The organism is Pseudomonas sp. R45(2017), assembly GCF_002112305.1.
Classification (GTDB): Bacteria; Pseudomonadota; Gammaproteobacteria; order Pseudomonadales; family Pseudomonadaceae; genus Aquipseudomonas; species Aquipseudomonas paraglycinae.
The window spans coordinates 305,864-327,039 of sequence record NZ_NEHH01000002.1 but is presented as its reverse complement, the minus strand read 5'-3'; the positions used below and the strand labels follow the sequence as shown (position 1 = coordinate 327,039).

The window sequence follows — 21,176 nt, the reverse complement described above, 5'->3', positions numbered from 1 at the left end:
GTCAGCCATGAAGCGCCTTGTCGAAGCGGAACGAAGCCCCATAGGCCGAGGCTGGCAGGTGGCTGGAGTGATCTGCCCGTAACCGCGAACGGAAGGTGCCGCTTTGCGGTTGAGTCCGGTACAGCCCACGCTTTTGCAGTTCGGGAATCACCAGTTCGACAAAGTCCTCAAGGCTGCCTGGGCTGATCAACGGGTTGAGCATGTAGCCGCTGGTGCCGGAAATTCGCGCGTGTTCTTCAATGCGATCGGCGACTTGCTGCGGTGTTCCGACGAGAATCAGGTCGCTGCCACGGGTAACGCTGGCGAAGCGCTTTTTCACATCACCCGCCGTCAGCGGCTTGCCACTGCCATCGGGGCGCATCACATAAGAGGTCAGGCCTTCGGTGTGCGTCGAGAGTGCATCGCTGTCGGCGTAGCGGCTGATGTCGATGCCGGTGTCGCCGGCGTAACTGACCAGTTGTGCCTGCAAGTGATAGTTGCTTTGCAACTCGTCGTATTTGCGCTGGGCTTCGATTTCGGTTTTGGCCGTGACGATGCGCAGTACCGTCAACGATTTCACGTCTTCACGTTGACGCCCCCGCGCCTCAGCCTGGGCCCAGATGTCTTCCAGGCCCTGACGGATTTCCTGCGGGTTGGATTTGGCGATGAAGATCAGTTCCGCGTGCTTGGCGGCGAACTCTCGACCGCGTCCCGACCAGCCCGCCTGAATCAGCAATGGTGTGCGCTGCGGAGACGGAGCGGTCAGGTGCGGCCCGGCCACGCGATAGTGCGCCCCCTCGTGATTGATCGGGCGCACCCGGTCGCCTCTGGCATACAGCTGGCGGGCCTTGTCGGCAACCACGGCGTCATCGGCCCAACTGCCTTCCCACAGTTTGTACACCACATCGAGAAACTCTTCGGCGCGCTCATAGCGATCGTCATGCTTGATCATTTGCTCCAGCCCGAAATTGCGGGCGGCGCTGGACAGGTAAGAGGTGACGATGTTCCAGCCCACTCGCCCATTGGTGAGGTGATCAAGCGTGCTGAAGCGCCGGGCGTGGGTAAACGGGTGCTCATAACTGGTGGTCACCGTGACACCAAATGCCAGGTTTTCCGTCACGGCCGCCAACGCCGGAATGATCATCAACGGATCGTTGGCCGGTGCTTCCACCGCCCATTTCACTGCCGCATCGGCGTTGCCACCCAGCACATCGTAGAAGCCCAGCACATCACCAAAGAACAACATATCGAGGTGCGCCTGATCAGCAATCCGCGCCAGGTTTGACCAGTAGCCCAGCGAGTTGATCGCCAGGCGTTCGTCAGCCGGGTGCGTCCACAGACTCGGCGCACCGCCGCACCCGACGCTGGCTTGTTCATAGAGTGCAAACAGCAGAGGTTTAGGATCGGACATCTTGGTTCCTGCAAGAAATCATTCAACGGAATGGCTCAGCGCTGATGCTTGAAGCCTCTGCCGTAATGGCGTTCGAGGCGATGCTGGATCAGTTCGAGACCGATAGATAACAGCCAATAGATGGCGGCTGCGGTGGTCAGCATTTCAATGTAACGGTAGGACGAACGCCCGTACGACTGCGCCAGAAACATCACTTCCCAAACACCCATGACCGAAATCAGGGACGAGTCCTTGAGCATCGAAATGAACTGGCTGGTGGTCGGCGGAATGATCGTGCGCATGGCTTGCGGCAGGATGATATGGATGAATGTTGCGGCGGGTCTCAGGCCCAGTGCGGCGGCTGCTTCGCGCTGACCCGGGGCAACCGCGAGGATGCCGGCACGAAAAATCTCACTGAGATAAGCCCCGTAGTTGAGCGACAGCGCGATGATCCCGGCGCTGATCGCGCCTGGCACCACGCCCAGCTGCGGCAGCCCCAGATAGATCAACAGGATCTGGATCAACAACGGCGTGCCGCGAAAGAACGAGGCGTAGAAGCTGGCGATACCAAACGCCACGGCGCTGCTCGACAGCCTGGCCAACGCGGTGACAAAGCCCAGCAATAACGAAAACCAGATCGAGCAGAAACACAGAAATATCGTCAGCGCAGCGCCCTGCAAGAACCCGTTCGGCCCCAAATGCAGGCCGACCAGGTTTGGCCACTTCTCCAGAATGATCGAAAACTTCAGATCGAAGCGCATGAAAAACCACACGCCCAGACCCGACAGCGCCGCCCACGTCAGATACAGGCGCGTGCGAAAGCCGAACAGCTGACGTGTCAGTGGCGGCTGCTTTTGCGGGCTGACAGCCACTTTGGCCGGATGCGGATTGATTGCTGTCATTGGCTGATATCAGAACCGATCCACTTGCGGGATATTTTGCTCAGCGTGCCGTCAGTCTTGAGTTGTGCGATGACCTCGGTGACTTTCGCATTCCATTGCGCATCGCCTTTTTCGACCGCCACGACGTTCGGTTCGGCATACAGTGGATCTCCGGCAATCTTGAAGCGCGGATCCTGAGCGATGCGTTCACGCGCGGTGATCAGGTTGGTGACCATGGCGTCCAGGCGCACGCCGGTACCCAGTGCGAGATCCTGGAAGGCGACGGTTTCATTGTCGTAAGGCGCGATCTGGACATTGTCGAACGGATAGCTCAACGGTTTGTCCTCGGCGCCTTCAATGACCAGATCCTTGTTCAGATAGGCCTCATAAGTCGACGCACTGATCACACCGACTTTTTTGCCGGACAAGTCCTTGCCAGTGGCAATGTCCTTGTCCTTTTCATTGACCACGATCACCGCCGGTGACTGGTAATACTCCACGGGAAAGTCGAACACTTCGGCCCGCGCCTTGCTCGGCGTCATCGAGCACACGCAGATGTCGTATCGACCGTTCCAGTGCCCGGCGGCAATCACGTCCCAGGAAGGCGTTTCAAGTTTCAGCTTGACCCCAAGCCGTTCGGCCACAGCTTTAGCGACATCCACATCGAAGCCGTCGAGCTGGTTCTGGTCATTGAGAAAAGAGAACGGCGGGTAACTCTCCATCAGGACACCGGTGAGTTCACCTTTTTGCGTCACGCGATCAAGGGTTGGCCCCGCAAATGCTGCAGCGCAACTGACGGCGAGCGCCAGGCCAAGTGTCAAATGTGTCGGGATCTTCAAGTGCGAATGCTCCAATCAGGAAAAACCTGATTAGATTAAAACGCACTATAAAATTAATATGAACTTCGTTTTGGGAATAAAAAGCTGCGCTTGGGCTATATGGATTCCAGACCTCACCCTTAAGCAAAGCGCGCTCCACTCCAAGCTCTGTAGGGGCAAGCAAACGATTAACTTGTACGATGTCCTATCACAGGTTATTAGTACGCCTCCCTACAAAAATAAAACCACGGAGATTGCTACATGGACTCATCCCTGTCCGCCAAGCCTGAAAGCCTCGAACAGGTAAAGGGCAATACCCGCCGCAGCTTCCTGAAAAAATCCCTCGCTGTTTCCGCCACGCTCGCTACCGGCTCTGCCTTGCTGCCCAGTCTCGCTGAAGCCACCGAACCGTTGAGTCAACGCTACCCGGATCCACTGATTCACATCCTCGACGACAGCTTCCTCGACTTGCGTATTTTCAACGCCAGTGTGGAAAAACTCGCCACCGGCATGCGCTGGGCCGAAGGACCGGTCTGGGTCGGTGATGGCCGCTATTTGCTGGTCAGCGACATCCCTAATAATCGCATCATGCGTTGGGACGAAATCACCGAGACCTTCACCGTGTACCGTGAGCACTCGAACTTCTCCAACGGAATGTGCCGGGATCGCCAAGGGCGGCTTATCGTCTGCGAAGGCTCTACCACCACCAGCGAAGGCCGCCGCATCACTCGCACCGAGTACAACGGCACGACCACCGTGCTGGCCGACAGTTTCGAGGGCAAGCCCTTCAACTCGCCCAACGACATCGTCTGCAAAAGTGACGGATCAATCTGGTTTACCGATCCGCCATTCCAGACCGGCAACAATTACGAAGGCCACAAAATCACCCCGAGCCAACCCCACGCCGTTTACCGCATCGACGGTGAGAGCAGAAAGGTCACCCGGGTCATCGACGACCTTAACGGCCCTAATGGTCTGTGCTTTTCTCCCGACGAGAAAACCCTGTATGTCGTCGAAGGTCGCGCCAAACCCAATCGCCTGATCTGGGCCATTGCCGTGAAGGAAGACGGCGCACTGGGCGAGCGCCGCAAGCACATCGAGGGGCTGGACTACGCTGCAATCGACGGTATCAAGTGCGACGAAGCGGGCAACCTGTGGTGCGGCTGGGGCGGCAATGGTGATCCCAGGGCCGATCTGGAAAAACTCGACGGCGTGCGTGTTTTCAATCCACAGGGCAAGGCCATCGGCCATATTTCGCTGCCAGAGCGCTGCCCGAACCTGTGCTTCGGGGGGCGCGAAGGGAACAGGCTGTTCATGGCAAGCAGTCACTCGATCTACTCGCTTTTTGTGAATACTCGCGGGACTACGTTCGCTGTGTAAAAACGCCGTTCATCTCGCGGTCGCTTCGTGAGTATCGAAACAATATCTCGCCGCGCAGCCAGGGATGCGCGGCATTCAATCCCGCTCGCCATCCCTGAATCAACGAGGCTGCCTGCGGTCTTTCAACCGATAAGTTCCTGAGCCGTTGCTGCCAGCTGACTACCGACGCGGTCCTTCAAACTGTCGATAAAGCGTGTGATCTTGGCATCGACGAACTGTCGAGACGTGTAGACCGCATACACGTTTCGCTCATACGTATGGTAGTCAGGCAGAACCCGCACCAGTTTTCCGCAGCGCAAATCATCGATGGCAGTAAATCCGGCCAACAAGCCGATTCCGGCCCCTTCCCGAATGGCAATAGCCATCGCGTCCATGTCATTCACGCTGAAGCTCGGTCCGGTGGGAACGAAGGTCGCGTCACCTGCTTTGCTCTTGAGCTGCCACTCATCCCGCACATAGTCCACCGTTCCCAGCAGCAAGCATTGATGAGCGCTGAGTTCGTCAGGCGTGGTCGGGGTTCCGTGTCGATCCAGATATTCGGGCGACGCTGCCAGTACGCAATGACTGACGCCGATCTTCTGACTGACATACGCTGAATCCGGCAGCGTACGAGCAATCAGGATCGAGACATCCAACTGGTCCTCGAGCAGGTTGGGCATGCGTTGCGAGAGCATCAAATCCACGGTGACGTCCGGAAATTCATTGCGGTACGCCAGCACTGCGCCGGTCACCAGGTGCCGAGCGAGTCCAGGTACGCAGTGCACGCGCAAGGTTCCTCTGGGCTTCAAGGCTGCATTGCTCGCTTCGGCTTCTGCACTTTCCAGGTCAGCCAGGATCTTGATGCATCGCTCGTAGAACCGACGACCCGCGTCGGTCACCGAAAGACGTCGGGTAGATCGTTGCAACAGACGCGCATCGAGCACATTTTCAAGTGCCGAGACGGCGCGTGAGACATTGCCGACAGTGGAGTCCAGATGGTTCGCAACGGCCGTGAAACTGCCCATCTCGACCACTTTTATGTACACCGACATATTTGAAAGTTTATCCATCCTGATCGTCCTTCAGACCTGCAATCCGCTCGAGACAAGTGCGGATGCTACACCCTCCCCCCTGGCCCCCGATATTACCTCTGGGGACAACAATGATTCCCTCGTGGCCGGCTAAATCAAGCGACTCACCTTCCATAGACTTGGTTTCACGGAGCGCTTGCCCGTCCCTGACAACCAACCAAAGGCCACACCATGAACAACTCCTACGATCAGCTTTATCTTTTCATCGGTGGTGAATGGATCGATGCGCAAGGTCGCTCTACGGCAGCCGTCGTCAACCCTGCGACCGGGCGTGAAATCGGACGTGTTCCCCTCGCCACTGCCGGCGACCTCGACCGCGCCCTGGAAGTGTCCCGAGTGGGCTTCGAACAATGGCGGCAGACGGTGCCGGACCAGCGCGCGAAAATCCTCAAGCGCGCCGCCGATCTGATCCTGGAACGAGCCCCGCACATTGCAGCGCAGATGACCCTGGAAGAAGGCAAGCCACTGAGCGAAAGCATGGATGAAGTGGTGCGAGCCGCAGAGTATTTCGAATGGTTCGCCGAAAGCGCTCGGCGCATCGACGGCCGTGTTGTACCTGCCAACCGCCCCGGTGTACTGCAACTGGTCAAACGCCAGGCCATTGGCCCGGTCGCAGCTTTCACGCCGTGGAATTTTCCGGCCATCACGCCTGCCCGCAAACTGTCGGCGGCCCTGGCGGCGGGTTGCAGCGTGATTCTCAAACCCGGAGAAGAAAGTCCCTCCACCGCGCTGGCCCTGGCACGGGCGCTGGACGACGCAGGCCTGCCCAAAGGCGTGCTGCAAGTGGTCTTCGGCGTACCGGATCAGGTGTCCAGCCAGCTCATTGCTTCTCCGATCATTCGAAAAGTGACATTCACAGGCTCCGTGCCCATTGGAAGGTTGCTCTCGGCCCGCGCCGCCGAGGGCGTGAAGCCCATTACCCTTGAGCTGGGAGGTCATGGCCCGGTGTTGGTATTTGCAGATGCGGACATCGAAAAAGCCGCGGTAGAGGGTGTCGCGAACCGCTTTCGCGGGACCGGCCAGGTGTGCATCTCGTCGACCCGGTTCATCGTTCAGCGTGGCGCCTATCAAGCGTTTGTCGATCACTTCGTCGCGGCCACCAAAGCCCTGAAAATCGGCGACGGCTTCGATCCACAGACTCAGGTCGGACCGCTCGCCAACCCAAGGCAGTTGGTCAAGATGGAGCAATTGATAGCCGATGCCGTCGAGAAAGGCGCACGGGTCTTGGTCGGTGGCGAGGCGCTTCCCGGAGACGGCTTTTTCTTCCAGCCCACCGTTTTGGCAGACGTGCCCATGAACGCCCGAATCATGCACGAAGAACCTTTCGGCCCCATCGCCGTGTTGATGCCTTTCGACGAGCTGGCCGACGGCCTGCAAGAAGCGAATCGATTGCCGTATGGCCTTTCGGCCTATGCGTTCACTTCCAATGCACGAACAGCCATCGACGTGGCCGACGGACTGGAAGCCGGAATGATCGGGATAAACCAGTACCGCATCGTCGCCACCGAGCTTCCGTTCGGCGGCATGAAAGAAAGTGGTCACGGCTCCGAAGGCGGTGTTGAAGGCATCGAGCACTACCTCACCCACAAATTCATCAGTCAGGTTTAAGGGAGCTCCCATGTCCACGATCAATTTCAGCAGTCCTCGCGAAGCGGCCCGGGCCTTCACGCCCAAGCTGTCGGATTTCGTCGACGCAACGCTTTATCCGCAGATCTGGGCCGATCCTGCCTTGTCACTCCGCGACCGCAGCCTGATTACCGTGGCGGCGTTGATCGCCGGCGGTCACTCAGAAGAATTGCCCGCTCACTTGCGCCGGGCAATCACCAACGGCGTCAGCCTGGACGAAATTGCCGCAGCGATTACCCACCTGGCGTTTTATGTGGGTTTTCCCGGCGCCATCACTGCATCGGCCATCGCCAATGCCACGTTTTCCGACTCGGAGAAGAACCCGCTATGAAAGCGATCAACATCAGAGAATTCGGCGCCGCAGATGTCCTGGAACTCGTCGATGCGCCCAACCCCGAAGTCCGCCCCACCGACCTTCTGGTGCGGGTTTACGCCGCTGGCGTGAACCGTGCCGACCTGACCCATCGCACCGGTGGTTATGGGCATCCGAATTTCGGTGACTCGCTGATCATCGGACTGGAGATCGCTGGCGAGGTGATCCAGACAGGCAGCGAAGTGACCGGCTACGCCGCAGGAGACCGAGTGATGGGCGTCGTTGGCGGTGGCGCCTATGCCGAACTGGCGCGCATCGACTACCGCATGGCCATGCCGATCCCCGCGCAACTGGATTATGTACACGCAGCGGCTATCCCGGAGGTGTTCGTCACCGCCCATGAAGCGATGATGCACCTGGCTCGCCTCAAGTCCGGCGACTCGGTGTTGATTCATGCGGCGGCCGGCGGTGTCGGCTCCGCAGCCGTGCAACTGGCCTACGCCACCGGCGCCACGGTGTATGCCACCACAGAGGGCTGTAAGTTATCGCGTGTCGAACATCTGGGGGCTGACGTCGCGATTGACTACAAGACCCAGGACTTCGCCCAAGTCATTGCCGACAAGACCGAGGGTCGAGGGGTCGATGTTGTCATCGACTTCATCGGCGAACCCTACTTCGCACGCAACATTGCCTCGCTTGCTCACGGTGGCCGACTGGTGCAAGTCGGGATTCTCGGCGGTGGCGGCCAGGTAAGCGTGGAGCTCGAACACATCCTCTATCGGCATCTGCAAATCATCGGCACGGTGATGAAATCCCGCACACAACCGGAAAAGCACGCCATGATCCAGCGCTTCCGTGAGCATTGGCTCGATCGCTTCGACGGCGCAGGGAGCCTGGAACCGGTGGTGGACAGCACATTTGCGCTGGCGCGGGCTGCCGATGCTCACCGGCGAATGGAGTCTTCAGAGAATGTCGGAAAAATTATCCTGACCATGCGTCCGGAGGATTCGCCGTAACACACCCGAAGCGTTCAAGGATGAACATTCATTCATCGAAAACAGGATTCGATGCGTCTAGTCTGCGGGTTACGACATAGTGACTACAGGAGTAACCCACCATGTTCTCGCACGAAAGCATCCCACTGATCATCCTTTTCACCATCCTGCTGCTCGGCGTACTCACCGCCGTCCTTCATCCCGTGCATGCGTTCTACAGTTGGCCCCAGAGGCGCAGGGAAAGATCCGCTGCCGAGGCTGCGAGCGAGGCCGATTCGCACTGATGTGCATGACGGGCCCGGAGGAATCCGGGCCTTTTTCCGCCTGCTGGCGACAGCACCGCAAACCACAGTGAACACTATTCGCGCCCTCTCCCCGCTACCCAGGCAAGCCTTCAGCTTGTGATGTCGGTTCTGCGCATTTGCGCGAAAAAATTGCCACTTGATTGTCAGGTGGCATTTTTCCGCCTATCGTGAACAAAACCTATACAGAATCACCATATTCGTACAATTATTTTGGGTACTGATCCGCCATGCCGCGCAACACTGCAGCGGGAAAGTGAAATTAGACGGCCGCAACCCTGTACGCGCGCTTCATGGCGTACAAGAAACCCTCTCCAGCGCGGTCCCTCGACCCCCTCTGCCATCAGGGAGTAAAGCAATGACTCGATTAGTGCTGTTACTGACACTGCTACTCAGCATCGCAAGCTGCACCAGCGTGGATGTCACCCGCTATGCCGATCAACAACCGGCACTCGATCTGCAGCGTTTTTTCAGCCAGCCCGTCAAGGCCTGGGGAATGTTTCAGAAGCGCGGCGGCGAAGTGACCAAGCGCTTTGAAGTCAACATCGTCAGCCGTCGCGAAGGCAACAACCTGATTCTCGACGAGCGTTTTCTGTATAGCGACGGTACTCGCCAACACCGCGTATGGACATTGACGCCCGAGGGCCAGGGACGGTGGAGTGGTCGCGCCGGTGATGTCGTAGGGGTTGCCCAAGGCCAGGTGGCTGGCAACACATTTCACTGGCGTTATCGTCTCAATGTACCGGTCGACGATTCGACCTATGAAATGAGCATGGACGACTGGATGTACCTGATGGACGAGGACACGTTGATCAACCGCACCAGCATGTCCAAGTTCGGTGTGGAAGTCGGCCAGGTGACCTTGTTCTTCCGCCGCCAGGGCGCCGAAGCAAGCCAATGAACCGTAAAATGGACACTACCCGCCGCTTGTGCCTGGTACTGGGCGACCAGTTATCGTTCGACCTGGCTTCCTTACAGGCACTCGATGCCGAGCGCGACACGGTGTTGCTGGTTGAGGTCATGGAAGAAGCCAGCCACGTGCCCCACCACCCGCAGAAGATTGCCCTGATCTTCAGCGCCATGCGCCATTTCGCCCAGGCGTTGCGGGATCAGGGTGTGCGTGTTGAATACGTCAGGCTGGATGATTCGGATAACAGCGGTTCGGTGCCGGGTGAATTACATCGATGGCAAACGCTGTTGCAGGCCGAAGAAGTGCACGTCACCGAGTGTGGCGACTGGCGGCTGGAGCAATCGATGAAGGAATGCGGTTTGCCAATTCACTGGCACGCCGATACGCGTTTTCTGTGCGGTCGCGAAGAGTTCGCCGCTTGGGCCAAGGGCAAGAAACAACTGCGAATGGAGTTTTTCTACCGGGAGATGCGTCGCAAGAGCCGGTTGTTGCTCAATGGCGACGGCTCGCCGGTGGGTGGCGCATGGAACTTCGATGCCGAGAATCGCAAGGCCCTGCCCAAAGGCGTGAAGGCACCCTACCCGGCGCGCTTCAGCAACGACGCAATCACCAGCGAAGTATTGGCACTGGTCAAGGCGCGTTTCAGCCAGCACTACGGTGCGCTCGATGACTTCAACTATCCCGTCACCCATGCCGATGCGCAGGCTCTTTGGGCGTACTTTCTCGATTACGGTCTGGCCGGGTTTGGCGATTACCAGGACGCGATGGCCAGTGATGAGCCGTTCCTGTTCCACGCACGCGTCAGCGCAGCACTCAACATCGGCCTGCTGGATCTGCGCCAATTGTGCAGCGACGTGGAGTCGGCGTACTGGTCCGGCAGCGTTGCGCTCAATGCTGCCGAAGGCTTCATCCGGCAATTGATCGGCTGGCGTGAATACGTGCGGGGCGTGTACTGGCTGAAGATGCCTGATTACGCACTGGGCAACTCGTTTGGCAACACCCGGCCGCTGCCCGAGTTCTACTGGACCGGCGAGACGCAAATGAACTGCATGCGCCATGCCATCGGGCAAAGCTTGCAACACGCCTACGCGCATCACATTCAGCGGCTGATGGTCACCGGCAACTTCGCCCTGCTCGCCGGCATCGCGCCGAGCCAGATCTGCGAGTGGTATCTGGCGATCTACATGGACGCCTTTGATTGGGTCGAGCTGCCCAACACGCTGGGCATGGTCATGCACGCCGATGGCGGTTATCTCGGTTCCAAACCCTATTGCGCCAGCGGCCAGTACATCAATCGCATGTCGGATTACTGCCGCGGTTGCGCGTACAAGGTCAGCGAAAGCACGGCGGACAATGCCTGCCCGTTCAACTCGCTGTATTGGCATTTCCTGATGCGCCACGGCGAACTGCTGCGCGGCAATCAGCGCATGGCCATGATGTACAGGAACCTCGACCGCATGCCGCAGGCCAAGCAAGAGGCACTGTGGCAACGCGGCCAGTCGTTGCTGGCCCGCCTGGATGACAGCGAATCGATTTGAAATCAGCGTTCACCCAAAACGACCTTGCTCCATCAGTGAAACTTAACGACGAAGCTACCTGTCAACGGATCAGCAGCCACAACGCTTCCCGATATTGACGGCACCTGTCGGGCATGCCCGACACTCTGAATCGGCCCCTGAAAAATTCAACCAAGAAGGCGAGATGGACACCCTCAAACACCTTAGTCGCGAAGCGCTCGAGTCCGAGGTCAAGCGATTACGCGCCGCCTTGCAGAGCACTGAAGCCGACGATGAGCGCGACATCACGGCGCGACTGCAAGCCAGTCAGGCCGCGCTCGCTCGTAGTGAGGCGCGGCAGCGGGCGGTTTTCGAGAGTGCAGTGGATTTCGCGATGGTCGTCACTGACCTTGGCGGATACATCACGGAATGGAACTGCGGCGCGACCAACGTGCTGGGCTGGTCCGCCGAAGAGGTTCGCGGCCAGAGCGCGGCCTGCTTTTTCACACCTGAGGACCGCGCCGCCGGCCGGGTCGAACAGGAAATGCAGCGCGCCCTTGTCGAAGGCCGTGCCTACGATGAGCGATGGCATTTGCGCAAGGACGGCGAGCGATTCTGGGCCTCTGGCGAGCTGATGCCGCTCTACGATGAAGACCAGACTCATTTGGGCTTCGTGAAAATTCTCCGCGACCGTACTCAGGAACATCTGTTCGGGCGCGCCATAATCGAAACCAAGGAACGCTATCGACTGGCCGCCATGGCGACCAGCGATGCGGTGTGGGACTGGGACCTGCAAACCAACCAGATCATCTGGAACCAGGCGTTGCAACAGGCGTACGGTTTCGCGCTGGAGAACGTTGATCCCAGTGGCGACTGGCGGTTCGCGCGGATCCATCCTCAAGATCAGGCGCGGGTGCTGACATCGATCCGCGCCGCCATCGATGGCGACGGCACGACATGGAGCGCCGAGTATCGATTCTGCTGTCAGGATGGTTCCTATGCCGAGGTGCTCGATCGAGGTCACTTGATCCGCAATCAATCCGGCAAGGCCGAACGCATGATCGGCGCGATGCTTGACCTCACGCGCTCGCGCAGTGCCGAAACGGCGTTGCGCGAGAGTGAAGAGCGTTTCAGCACCATTCTGGAAACCATCGAGTCGGCGTTTGCCATCGTCAAAGTCAAATTCGACGCCAACGACGAGCCTGTCGACTACTACTTCGTTGAAGCCAACCCGGCGTTCGAGCGCCAGTGCGGGGTCAACCTGCGCGGTAAATGGGTGACCGAATTCGCGCCCAATCTTGAGCGCTTCTGGTTCGAAACCTACGGCCATGTGGCCAAGACCGGGGAGCCGGCGAACTTCGAGAATTACGCCAATACCTTCGAACGCTGGTTCGATGTGCGTGCCGTGCGGGTCGGCGATCCGGCCGACCGGCAGATCGCGATCCTGTTCAACGACGTCACCGAACGGCGCGACGCCGAGGAGCGCTTGCGCGCCAGTGAGGCGATCGCCCGGGAGAACGTCGAGCGCGTGCAACTGGCGCTCGCGGCCGGCGCCATTATCGGCACCTGGCACTGGGATCTGCTGACCGACCGTTTTGCCATCGACGAAGGCTTCGCCCAGGTGTTCAACCTCGACCCGAGTCTGGGGCGCGAAGGCCTCAGCCTCGAACAGGTGATCACCAGCGTGCACCCCGACGATCGGGATGGACTGACCACGGCGATCGACGAAGCCATTGGCCGCGGTGGCGCCTATTCCCATCAGTACCGTGTGCGCCGCGCGGACGGCAGATACCAGTGGATCGAAGCCAACGGTCGCGTTGAGTGTGCCGATGACAACAAACCACTGCGCTTCCCCGGCGTACTGATCGACGTCGAGGAACGCCGCACCGTCGAGGCAGAGCGCGACGGGGCTATCGCCGCCTTGCGTGCGCTCAACGACACACTCGAACAACGGGTGTCAGCGCGCACCGCCGAGTTGATGCAAGCGGAGGAAAAACTGCGTCAGTCGCAAAAGATGGAAGCGGTCGGCCAACTGACCGGAGGCCTGGCTCATGACTTCAACAATTTGCTGGCCGGCGTTTCCGGTGCACTGGAATTGATGAGTACGCGGATCAGTCAGGGCCGGTTGAGCGAAGTCGACAAATACATGGTCACCGCACAGGGCGCGGTCAAGCGTGCCGCCGCCCTCACCCACCGCCTGCTGGCGTTCTCCAGACGCCAGACCCTCGATCCGCGACCCACCGACGTCAACATGCTGATGACCGGCATGACCGAACTGATCCAGCGCACCGTGGGCCCGAGCATTCTTCTGGAAACCATTGGCTCGCCGGTGCTCTGGCCGACACTGGTGGATGCCAGTCAGCTGGAAAACGCATTGCTCAACCTGTGCATCAATGCCCGCGATGCGATGCCCGACGGCGGACGCATTACCATCGAAACGGCCAATCGCATCATGGACGCCGAGACCGCCGGCGCGCTGGATATGCCCGAGGGTGAATATGTGTGCCTGTGCGTCAGCGATACCGGCACCGGCATGTCGGCGGATGTGATCGCCAAGGCCTTTGACCCGTTCTTTACCACCAAGCCGCTGGGCCAGGGCACGGGGCTGGGCTTGTCGATGATCTACGGGTTTGCCAAACAGTCCGGCGGTCAGGTGCGCGTGCACTCGCAGGTCGATCGGGGCACCACGATGTGCATCTACCTGCCTCGTCACCGTGGCGATCCCGTGCAGAATCACGATGACAAGCATAACGCGCCGGCGGTAGTACCCAAGGCCAGCGAGACCATTCTGGTGGTGGACGATGAACCGACCGTGCGAGCCTTGTTGACCGAAGTGCTTGGCGATCTCGGCTACAACTTGCTCGAAGCAGGCGACAGCGTCGCCGGGCTGAAGGTGCTGCAATCGAATGTGCATATCGACTTGCTGATCACCGACGTCGGCCTGCCGGGTGGCATGAACGGCCGACAACTGGCAGACGCCGGGAGAGAGATCCGGCCGAATCTGACGACACTTTTCATTACCGGATACGCAGAAAACGCAGTGATCGGCGCCGGCCAGTTGGGGCCCGGCATGCAGGTGCTGACCAAACCTTTCGCGGTCGACACGCTGGTGGCGCGGGTCAGTGAACTGATGTGCTCAAGATCCGAATGAACGACCGCTGCGGCGGAATAAACCAGGCAGACTGGCTGCGGCCAAGGAGTGATAAATGGTGAATTTCCTGATTTTTCTGATCGCCTGCGGTGCAGCGGCCACCACCGGCATGGTTTTCAAGCCCGGCCAATGGTACGCGCAGCTCAACAAACCGAAGTTCACCCCACCCAACTGGGTGTTTCCGGTGGCGTGGACGACGATCTATCTACTGCTGGCCTGGGTCGGTTACCGTTTGACGATGATTCCCGGCAGCGAAATGGTCCTGGCGTTGTGGGCGGCGCAGATTGCCCTGAACACGCTGTGGACGCCGGTGTTTTTCGGTGCGCAGCGGATCGTTGCCGCGATGATCATTCTCGTGCTGTTGTGGTTGGTCGTCGCCGTGATGGTGGTCCTGGCCCTGCGCCTGGATGTGATCACCGGGTTGATCCTGTTTCCTTATCTGGCCTGGCTGTGTGTCGCTGCAGCGCTTAATTTTTCGATCATGCGCAACAACCGGGTGGGTCTCGGCTCATGACCGTAGTCCAGGAGCATAAAGCGCCGCTCAAATCCGATAGTACTGGCGATACCAACTCACAAACTGCGCCACACCCTCTGCAACTTCCACTCGTGGAGAAAACCCGATCCATTGTTCCAATGCCGAAACATCAGCCCAGGTCTTGATGACATCGCCTGCCTGCATCGGCAACAGATTGCGCTGGGCTTTTATGCCCAGTGCCTGCTCGAGGCAGTCGACGAAATCCAGTAACGCGACCGGTTTGCCGCGCCCCAGGTTGAAAATCCGGTTGACGCCACTCGCCTCCTTCTCCGGCGCTGGCGGTTTCGGACACAGGCGGACGATGCTTTCGACAACGTCATCGACGTAAGTAAAGTCCCGCGCCATCTGACCCTGGTTGTAGATGTCGATCGGTCGTCCCTGAAGAATGGCTTCGGTAAATTTGAACAGCGCCATATCCGGCCTGCCCCAGGGCCCGTAAACCGTGAAAAAGCGCAGGCCGCTGGCCTTCAAGCCGTAAAGATGGCAGTAGCTGTCGGCGAGAAGCTCATTGGCTCGCTTGGTGGCGGCATAAAGCGATACAGGGTGCTCGACCGCATCATCGACGCTGTATGGCAACTTGCTGTTGGCCCCATATACCGAGCTGCTCGACGCGTAGACCAGATGCGCGGGCGGATAATGTCGGCAGGCTTCCAGCACATTCAGAAACCCCACCAGGTTCGATTGCGCATAGGCATCCGGGTTGTCGAGCGAATAGCGCACACCCGCCTGAGCGGCCAAATGCACCACCTCGGTGAAATCGTGCGCTTTGAATAACGCCATCAAGGCAGGCTTGTCGACAATATCCAGTGTTTCAAAACTGAAACTCTGCAGACCGCTCAACTGTTCAAGCCGCGCCTGTTTGAGATCCACACTGTAGTAATCGTTAAGGTTGTCGATACCGACAACTTCCTGGCCTTGCTGCACCAATCGTTTGACCGCGTGATACCCGATAAAGCCCGCAGCGCCTGTAACAAGAACGGTCATAATCCCTGCTCCACACAAGCCGACAGGCGATAAGTTATAGCGCTGGATGACTTATTCAGTCCAGGCTTTATAACAGCACCCAATAGTGGGGAAAGCTTTCGATCTAAATAATAGTCGCGACCATAACAGGCAGAAAAAGTTTCTACCGTTCAGCCAAAAGAATAAGTCATTAAAAAACAGTTGGTTATCCATCGGTAGAACCATTACTGGATGGATGGCGTGTTTTTTGACTGCTAACGTTTGACAGACCGTAAAGTCTGGCCGATAACTACCAAGGTTGATTTTTTACAGGGCGCGAGCAATCACTTACTCGCGCCCTGTCGCTTCAGGGACAACTACTTAGTTACCTAACCTTAAGCCTGCATGAACAGACCGTGCGGTAGCTTTGCCTTCTAAAAAGTTGAACCGATAATTCCTCCAGAGGTGCCGCATAACAGAGCAAAACTTCACTGCTCGATGCACACCAATGAAACACTTTGTGATTCAACATTGAAACACTTCACAAACCCATAATAAAAAAAATACTTCCGCTGACTGCCCTTACTTAGCCCTCAATAGAGCTTCTGCCTGCCATAAACTTTCGATCATCAAAGAGTTTACAAGCATGCCAGTCATCAGCTCGGACCAACCTAATTGGTACCTTTTACAATGCAAGCCACGTCAGGATGAGCGTGCCCACCTCAACCTGCTGCAACAGAATTACGTGGTCTTTCACCCCCAACTCGTCAGTGAACGCGTCATTCGCGGGAAACGACAGCGAGTCCAGGAATCCCTCTTTCCCGGATACTTGTTCATCCAACTCAGTCGTGACGACAACTGGGCACCCTTGCGCTCTACTCGGGGAGTCAGTCGTTTCGTCGAATTCAACCATGGTCCCGCAACAGTGGCCGAGCACGTCATCGAACACCTGCGTGCACGTTGCCTCGAATCAACGTTGTCGGAGCCGGATGAAGCGCTGAAACCCGGAGAGAATCTGCAGATCGTCAGCGGCCCGCTCGCGCCACTGGAGGGCGTGTTCCTCGGATTGCACGGAACCGACCGCGTGATGATCCTCCTGCAGTTTCTCAACCGTGAGCAGCCGGTCTGCCTGCCACTCAGCGTGATTGAACGACAACAAGCCGGTTTTCACCCCTACAACTAACGACTTGCCTTATATGCCCTTGCTCAGGAGCTATAACATGGCTTTGAAGTCACGATGCCCCGTCGCACTGATGATGGCCTGTCTCTATCCCGAAATGGCCTGGAGCATCAATCCGCAAGCCATTGATGTGTATGGATTCGACTTCACGCCATCGTTCCTGTTTTCGGAAAGTTATGACGACAACTTTCGCGAACTGGAAAACAGCAAACAGTCCTCCATGGTCACCAAACTGGCGCCTTCTTTCGAGCTCAAGGCCGAGGATCGCAACAGTGCCACGCGACTGATCTGGCAACCCACTCGCTACATTTATCACGACGAGTCGGATGCCTCGAACACGGCACAACGCGTGCGTGCGGACAGCATCATGGAGTTCACTGACCGGCATCGTCTGAAGCTCGACGCTGAATACCGCAAATGGGAGCGCACGGAATCGACGGCAGTCGAAGGCATCAACGACAAACTCAACAACAAACGGGTGGGCGGTCTCTACACCTTCGGGGCGAAAAGCGCTGACAACCAAATCGATCTCGGGGCCAGTTACGCACAACTGCGCTACGACAACGCCGATGGCATCAACGACGACAAGGAACGCAATACCACTGCCCTGACGAGCACCTGGTATCACCGCATCGGCAGCAACACGCGGGGTCTGGTGGAATATAACCACACCGACTTTGATTACCAGCAGGCCAACAGCCCGCGCAGCAGTAAATCCGACGCCGTCATGGCCGGTGCCGTATGGGATTTCACGGCACGCACGACGGGTAAAGTCCGCGTCGGTTACGAGAAAAAGAACTTCGACAACAGTGAATCCAAAGACCTCGACAACCCGACATGGCAAGTCGATCTGCAATGGAAACCGCGGACCTATTCGACATTCACCTTCGTCGCTCGCCAGGCCCTCGCCGAGGGTGACGACGGCGCGGATGCCGTGAAGTCGACGTTTACCCAGGTCGGCTGGCGTCACGGCTGGACTGAACGGATTACTACCGTGGCCCAGGCCGGTTACGGGCGTTATGTCTACGAAGGCCAAAGCCGTACCGACAATCTTCAGGACTACAACCTGGCCGTGGTGTACGCCATGCGCCGTTGGCTGGATATCGAACTGGGCTATCGGTACCGCGACAACGATTCCGATGCCGACAATGAAAGCTTCACCCGCAACGTGTTCCAGATCAGCTTCAACGTCAGCCTTTAAGAGGGTCTCGACATGAACACTCGCACACTTGTCCTTTTGTTCGCGTTGTTTCTCTTGCCCCACACCTATGCGGCAGATCCCGATACGCAATACAAACTCGCTGCCGGCGACGTGTTGCGAATCATCGTTTTCGGTGAGCCGGAATTGAGCATGAAAAAGATCCGGCTCAGTGATGCCGGCACCTTTTCCTACCCGTTCCTCGGCGAAATATCCGCCAAGGGACTGACCCCCGGTCAGGTCGAGAAAATCATCGTCGACGGGCTCAAGCAGGGTTATCTGATAGACCCGAAAGTCAGTCTCAGCCAGATCGAATACCGCTCGTTCTACATCAATGGCGAAGTGAAAAAGCCCGGCAGCTATCCGTTCGTGCCCGGACTGACACTGGAAAAGGCCATCGCGCTGGGCGGTGGCCTGACCGAACGGGCCTCGATGAAGCGAGTGACCATCTTGCGCGGCGATGGTGGCGCCACCGTGACCGACAACATCACGCGAAGCACCACGATCGCCCCCGGCGATACCATTTCCATTGCACAAGGCTTTTTCTGATCATGGACAACAGCCCAAGCAACTACGTCGAACGTCCTCTTCAAGCGCATCTGCATCCTCAGCACGGCGAAGACAAGGACACCCTGGATCTGCTCAATCTGTGGAGGGTCATCTGGCGCGCCAAATGGAGCATCGGCTGGCTGGTTCTGCTGAGCTGCGCACTGGCGGCCGCCGTAGTTTCCAGCATCACGCCGCAATACATCGGCAGCACCACCCTGCTGTTCAACGACAAGACACCTCCGCTGATGTCCTTCCAGCAAGTCAAGGAATCAGGCAGCAGCGGCACTGATTACCTGCAGACCCAGCAGGCACTCCTGCAATCGCGGGACCTTGCCGAACGCGCGGTGAAAAAACTCGGTCTCACCACCCACCCGGTCACCGACCCGCGCCAGCAGCCAAAGCCCTGGTTTGCTCCGCGCCAATGGCTGGCCGATCTGGACCTTGATCAATGGATCCCGGGGCTAGGTCGATATCTACCGCAAAAGAAAGAGCCACTCACTGAAGCAGACGTTTTCAACCAGGTCACGCAGAACCTCATGCTGCACACCAGCGTCAAGTTCGTTGGCAAAAGCCAGTTGCTCGAAATCGAAGTCGAGTTGCCAGACCCTGTTCTCGCAGCGGCGGCGGCCAACGCGCTGGCTCAGGGCTTTACCGACAGCCAGCTCGATACCAGCGAGAAATCGTCGCAAACCACCACGGCCTGGATGAACACACGTCTGATCAAGCTGCGCGACAACCTGCGGGCGGCCGAGAAAAAGCTCCAGGGTTACCGCGAAGAGCAGGGGCTGGTGGATGTTGGCGGTGTTGCCACCATCAGCGCCAACGAACTGGAAATGACCGGTAACCGCATGGTCGACGCCCGGCGCAACCGTGCTGAAGCCGAGAGCGAGTACCGGCAGGCCAAGGCCCTGGGCAACGGCGATCTGAGCCGGCTCTCCAGCGTGCCTGCGGTCTTGAGCAATCCCCTGGTGCAGAAATTCCAGGCCGATCGCGCTGTGGCTCAAGCCAAGGTTGATGAACTGGCGGGCCGCTATGGTCCGAAGCACCCCAGCCTGATTTCCGCACAAACCGAGTTGCGCACCGCCACCACCAGCCTGCAATTGCAGGTGCAGCAAGTGGTGGCCGGTATCGAGCGGCAATACCAGCTCGCCACCGCGAGTGAAGCGTCGCTGCGTCAATCCTTCAACAGCAACAAGGCGCAAATCCAGGACATCGCGCGCAAAGAGTTCCAGTTGCGCGAGTTCCAGCGTGAAGTCGACAGCACGCGCGCACTGTATGAAACCTTCGTCACCCGCCTGAAAGAAACTACGGCCACCGCCGACATGGACTCGACGAAAGTGCGCATCGTCGACCCGGCCATTGTGCCTGTCGACGCCAGCAAGCCCCGCAAGACATTGATTGTCGGGATCGTCGGGCTGATCGCTGCGGTCATCGGCGTCGGGCTGGCACTGCTCTTCGAGAGTCTGAGCAATACCTTCAAAACCGATGAGACGGTCGAGAGCGTGTTGAATGTTCCACTGCTCAGCGTCGTGCCGTTGGTGGTGAAAAAAAGTCGCCGGCAACTGGCGCGCCTTTTCGAAGACAACGACAACCCGCGTTTTTCCGAGACCATTCGCAACCTGCGTACCTGGCTGATGCTGCAAAGCAGCGAAAAGCCCTCACAAGTGGTGCTCGTGACCTCCACGGTTGCCGGCGAGGGCAAAAGCACCATCGCCACCAACCTCGCCAGTTCGCTGACACCGCTGGAACGCGTGTTGCTGATCGATGCCGACATGCGTCAGCCAACCCTGTCGCTGAACTTCGATTTCCCACCGGACAGCCCCGGACTGGCGAATGTCATTGCCGGCACGGCCAGGCTTGAAGACTGCATTGTTTCAGTGGGCAATCTGGACATGCTGCCGGCCGGGAAGGTCTTGCCACCGTCGCTGGATATGTTCGTTGCGCCACGCCTGCCGTCCCCTGGCGATCCGCTCAACCCGGTTCAGCCGCCGCCACAGGATTTGCTCAGCTCGCCGCGCATGGCGCGCATGCTCGAGGCGCTCAGATCAAGGTATCGCCACATCATTATCGACTCACCCCCTGCGGAGATGATCAGTGACGCGCTGTTGCTGGCCAGACATTCCGATGCGGTGATCTATGTCGTCAAGGCTGACAGCACCTCGATCAGCCAGGTTCAGCGAGGGATTGCCATGTTGCAACAAAGCCATGTGCCGGTCTTTGGCACGGTGCTCAATCAGGTCGACCTGCGCAAGGCGCGCAAGTACGGCTACCACCATTCCCGGGCGTTCTATAACTACGATTTCGCGCCCAGGTAACCATCGGGCGCATACGCCCGCCGCTACGCCCTCTTCTGCCAACGCACTACTCGCTTCACCTCCGCCGAGCTACGGAAAAGCCATCGGGAGGCACGCCGTGCCTGCTCGATTCGCGCTGATGCATGAATGCTGCCTTGAGGTTAAGC

The 21,176-nt window shown here is 58.4% G+C and carries 18 protein-coding genes; 13 read left to right on the top strand and 5 right to left on the bottom strand.

The window, feature by feature from the left end; all coding sequences use genetic code 11:
* Nucleotide 1: 1 nt before the first annotated feature.
* The 3 genes from CAF74_RS05810 to CAF74_RS05800 are packed head-to-tail and all read right to left on the bottom strand — an operon-like array spanning nt 2 to nt 3,089.
* Entirely contained in the window at nt 2-1,390 is a 1,389-nt protein-coding gene (locus CAF74_RS05810) for an LLM class flavin-dependent oxidoreductase (RefSeq protein WP_085745633.1), read from the bottom strand.
* A gap of 35 nt (nt 1,391-1,425) precedes the next feature.
* Nucleotides 1,426-2,271 carry an amino acid ABC transporter permease gene (locus CAF74_RS05805; protein WP_085745632.1) on the bottom strand — a complete coding sequence of 282 codons (846 nt, stop codon included), beginning with the start codon at nt 2,269-2,271 and terminating at the stop codon, nt 1,426-1,428.
* Entirely contained in the window at nt 2,268-3,089 is an 822-nt protein-coding gene (locus tag CAF74_RS05800) for an ABC transporter substrate-binding protein (RefSeq protein WP_085745631.1), read from the bottom strand. The genes CAF74_RS05805 and CAF74_RS05800 overlap by 4 nt, the downstream gene beginning before the upstream one ends.
* Before the next feature lie 240 nt (nt 3,090-3,329).
* On the opposite strand from CAF74_RS05800, the gene CAF74_RS05795 reads away from it, so the two are divergent.
* On the top strand, nt 3,330-4,448 hold the full coding sequence (locus tag CAF74_RS05795) for an SMP-30/gluconolactonase/LRE family protein (protein WP_085745630.1): 1,119 nt from the start codon (nt 3,330-3,332) through the stop codon (nt 4,446-4,448).
* Between the two features lie 122 nt (nt 4,449-4,570).
* Here CAF74_RS05795 and CAF74_RS05790 read toward each other — a convergent pair whose 3' ends face one another.
* On the bottom strand, nt 4,571-5,497 hold the full coding sequence (locus CAF74_RS05790) for a LysR family transcriptional regulator (RefSeq protein WP_085745629.1): 927 nt from the start codon (nt 5,495-5,497) through the stop codon (nt 4,571-4,573).
* A 192-nt stretch (nt 5,498-5,689) separates the two neighbouring features.
* Here CAF74_RS05790 and CAF74_RS05785 point away from each other — a divergent pair, with 192 nt between their 5' ends.
* The 8 genes from CAF74_RS05785 to CAF74_RS05755 all read left to right on the top strand — a co-directional run bounded on the left by CAF74_RS05785 (nt 5,690) and on the right by CAF74_RS05755 (nt 14,825).
* Nucleotides 5,690-7,126 carry an NAD-dependent succinate-semialdehyde dehydrogenase gene (locus CAF74_RS05785; RefSeq protein WP_085745628.1) on the top strand — a complete coding sequence of 479 codons (1,437 nt, stop codon included), beginning with the start codon at nt 5,690-5,692 and terminating at the stop codon, nt 7,124-7,126.
* Between the two features lie 10 nt (nt 7,127-7,136).
* Nucleotides 7,137-7,475, top strand: coding sequence for a carboxymuconolactone decarboxylase family protein (locus tag CAF74_RS05780; RefSeq protein WP_085745627.1), 339 nt, complete (start codon nt 7,137-7,139; stop codon nt 7,473-7,475).
* Entirely contained in the window at nt 7,472-8,473 is a 1,002-nt protein-coding gene (locus CAF74_RS05775; RefSeq protein ID WP_085745626.1) for an NAD(P)H-quinone oxidoreductase, read from the top strand. Before CAF74_RS05780 ends, CAF74_RS05775 begins: the two co-directional genes overlap by 4 nt.
* Nucleotides 8,474-8,574: 101 nt before the next feature.
* A complete protein-coding gene (locus tag CAF74_RS29215; protein WP_176240472.1) occupies nt 8,575-8,736 on the top strand; it encodes a hypothetical protein in 162 nt (53 codons plus the stop codon).
* Nucleotides 8,737-9,112: 376 nt separating this feature from the next.
* Nucleotides 9,113-9,655, top strand: a complete 543-nt coding sequence (locus CAF74_RS05770; RefSeq protein ID WP_085745625.1) for a DUF3833 domain-containing protein — start codon at nt 9,113-9,115, stop codon at nt 9,653-9,655.
* A gap of 8 nt (nt 9,656-9,663) precedes the next feature.
* Nucleotides 9,664-11,202, top strand: coding sequence for a cryptochrome/photolyase family protein (locus CAF74_RS05765; protein ID WP_085745624.1), 1,539 nt, complete (start codon nt 9,664-9,666; stop codon nt 11,200-11,202).
* Between the two features lie 163 nt (nt 11,203-11,365).
* Entirely contained in the window at nt 11,366-14,311 is a 2,946-nt protein-coding gene (locus CAF74_RS05760; RefSeq protein WP_139832889.1) for a hybrid sensor histidine kinase/response regulator, read from the top strand.
* A 58-nt stretch (nt 14,312-14,369) separates the two neighbouring features.
* Nucleotides 14,370-14,825 (top strand): TspO/MBR family protein, encoded by a 456-nt coding sequence (locus tag CAF74_RS05755; protein ID WP_085745856.1) that lies wholly within the window; start codon nt 14,370-14,372, stop codon nt 14,823-14,825.
* 27 nt (nt 14,826-14,852) lie between these two features.
* Here the strand turns inward: CAF74_RS05755 and CAF74_RS05750 are convergent, their stop codons facing one another.
* Entirely contained in the window at nt 14,853-15,830 is a 978-nt protein-coding gene (locus CAF74_RS05750) for an NAD-dependent epimerase (protein ID WP_085745623.1), read from the bottom strand.
* A gap of 604 nt (nt 15,831-16,434) precedes the next feature.
* Between CAF74_RS05750 and rfaH the strand changes: the two genes are divergently transcribed.
* From rfaH to CAF74_RS05730, 4 genes are read left to right on the top strand one after another with little or no spacing between them, the layout of a single operon-like run.
* Nucleotides 16,435-16,971: a transcription/translation regulatory transformer protein RfaH gene (gene rfaH, locus CAF74_RS05745; protein ID WP_085745622.1), complete on the top strand. Its 537-nt coding sequence runs from the start codon at nt 16,435-16,437 to the stop codon at nt 16,969-16,971.
* Between the two features lie 37 nt (nt 16,972-17,008).
* On the top strand, nt 17,009-18,169 hold the full coding sequence (locus tag CAF74_RS05740; protein ID WP_039768571.1) for an outer membrane beta-barrel protein: 1,161 nt from the start codon (nt 17,009-17,011) through the stop codon (nt 18,167-18,169).
* Nucleotides 18,170-18,181: 12 nt separating this feature from the next.
* On the top strand, nt 18,182-18,715 hold the full coding sequence (locus CAF74_RS05735) for a polysaccharide biosynthesis/export family protein (RefSeq protein ID WP_085745621.1): 534 nt from the start codon (nt 18,182-18,184) through the stop codon (nt 18,713-18,715).
* Nucleotides 18,716-18,717: 2 nt separating this feature from the next.
* Nucleotides 18,718-21,030 (top strand): Wzz/FepE/Etk N-terminal domain-containing protein, encoded by a 2,313-nt coding sequence (locus CAF74_RS05730; RefSeq protein WP_085745620.1) that lies wholly within the window; start codon nt 18,718-18,720, stop codon nt 21,028-21,030.
* Nucleotides 21,031-21,176 lie beyond the last annotated feature (146 nt).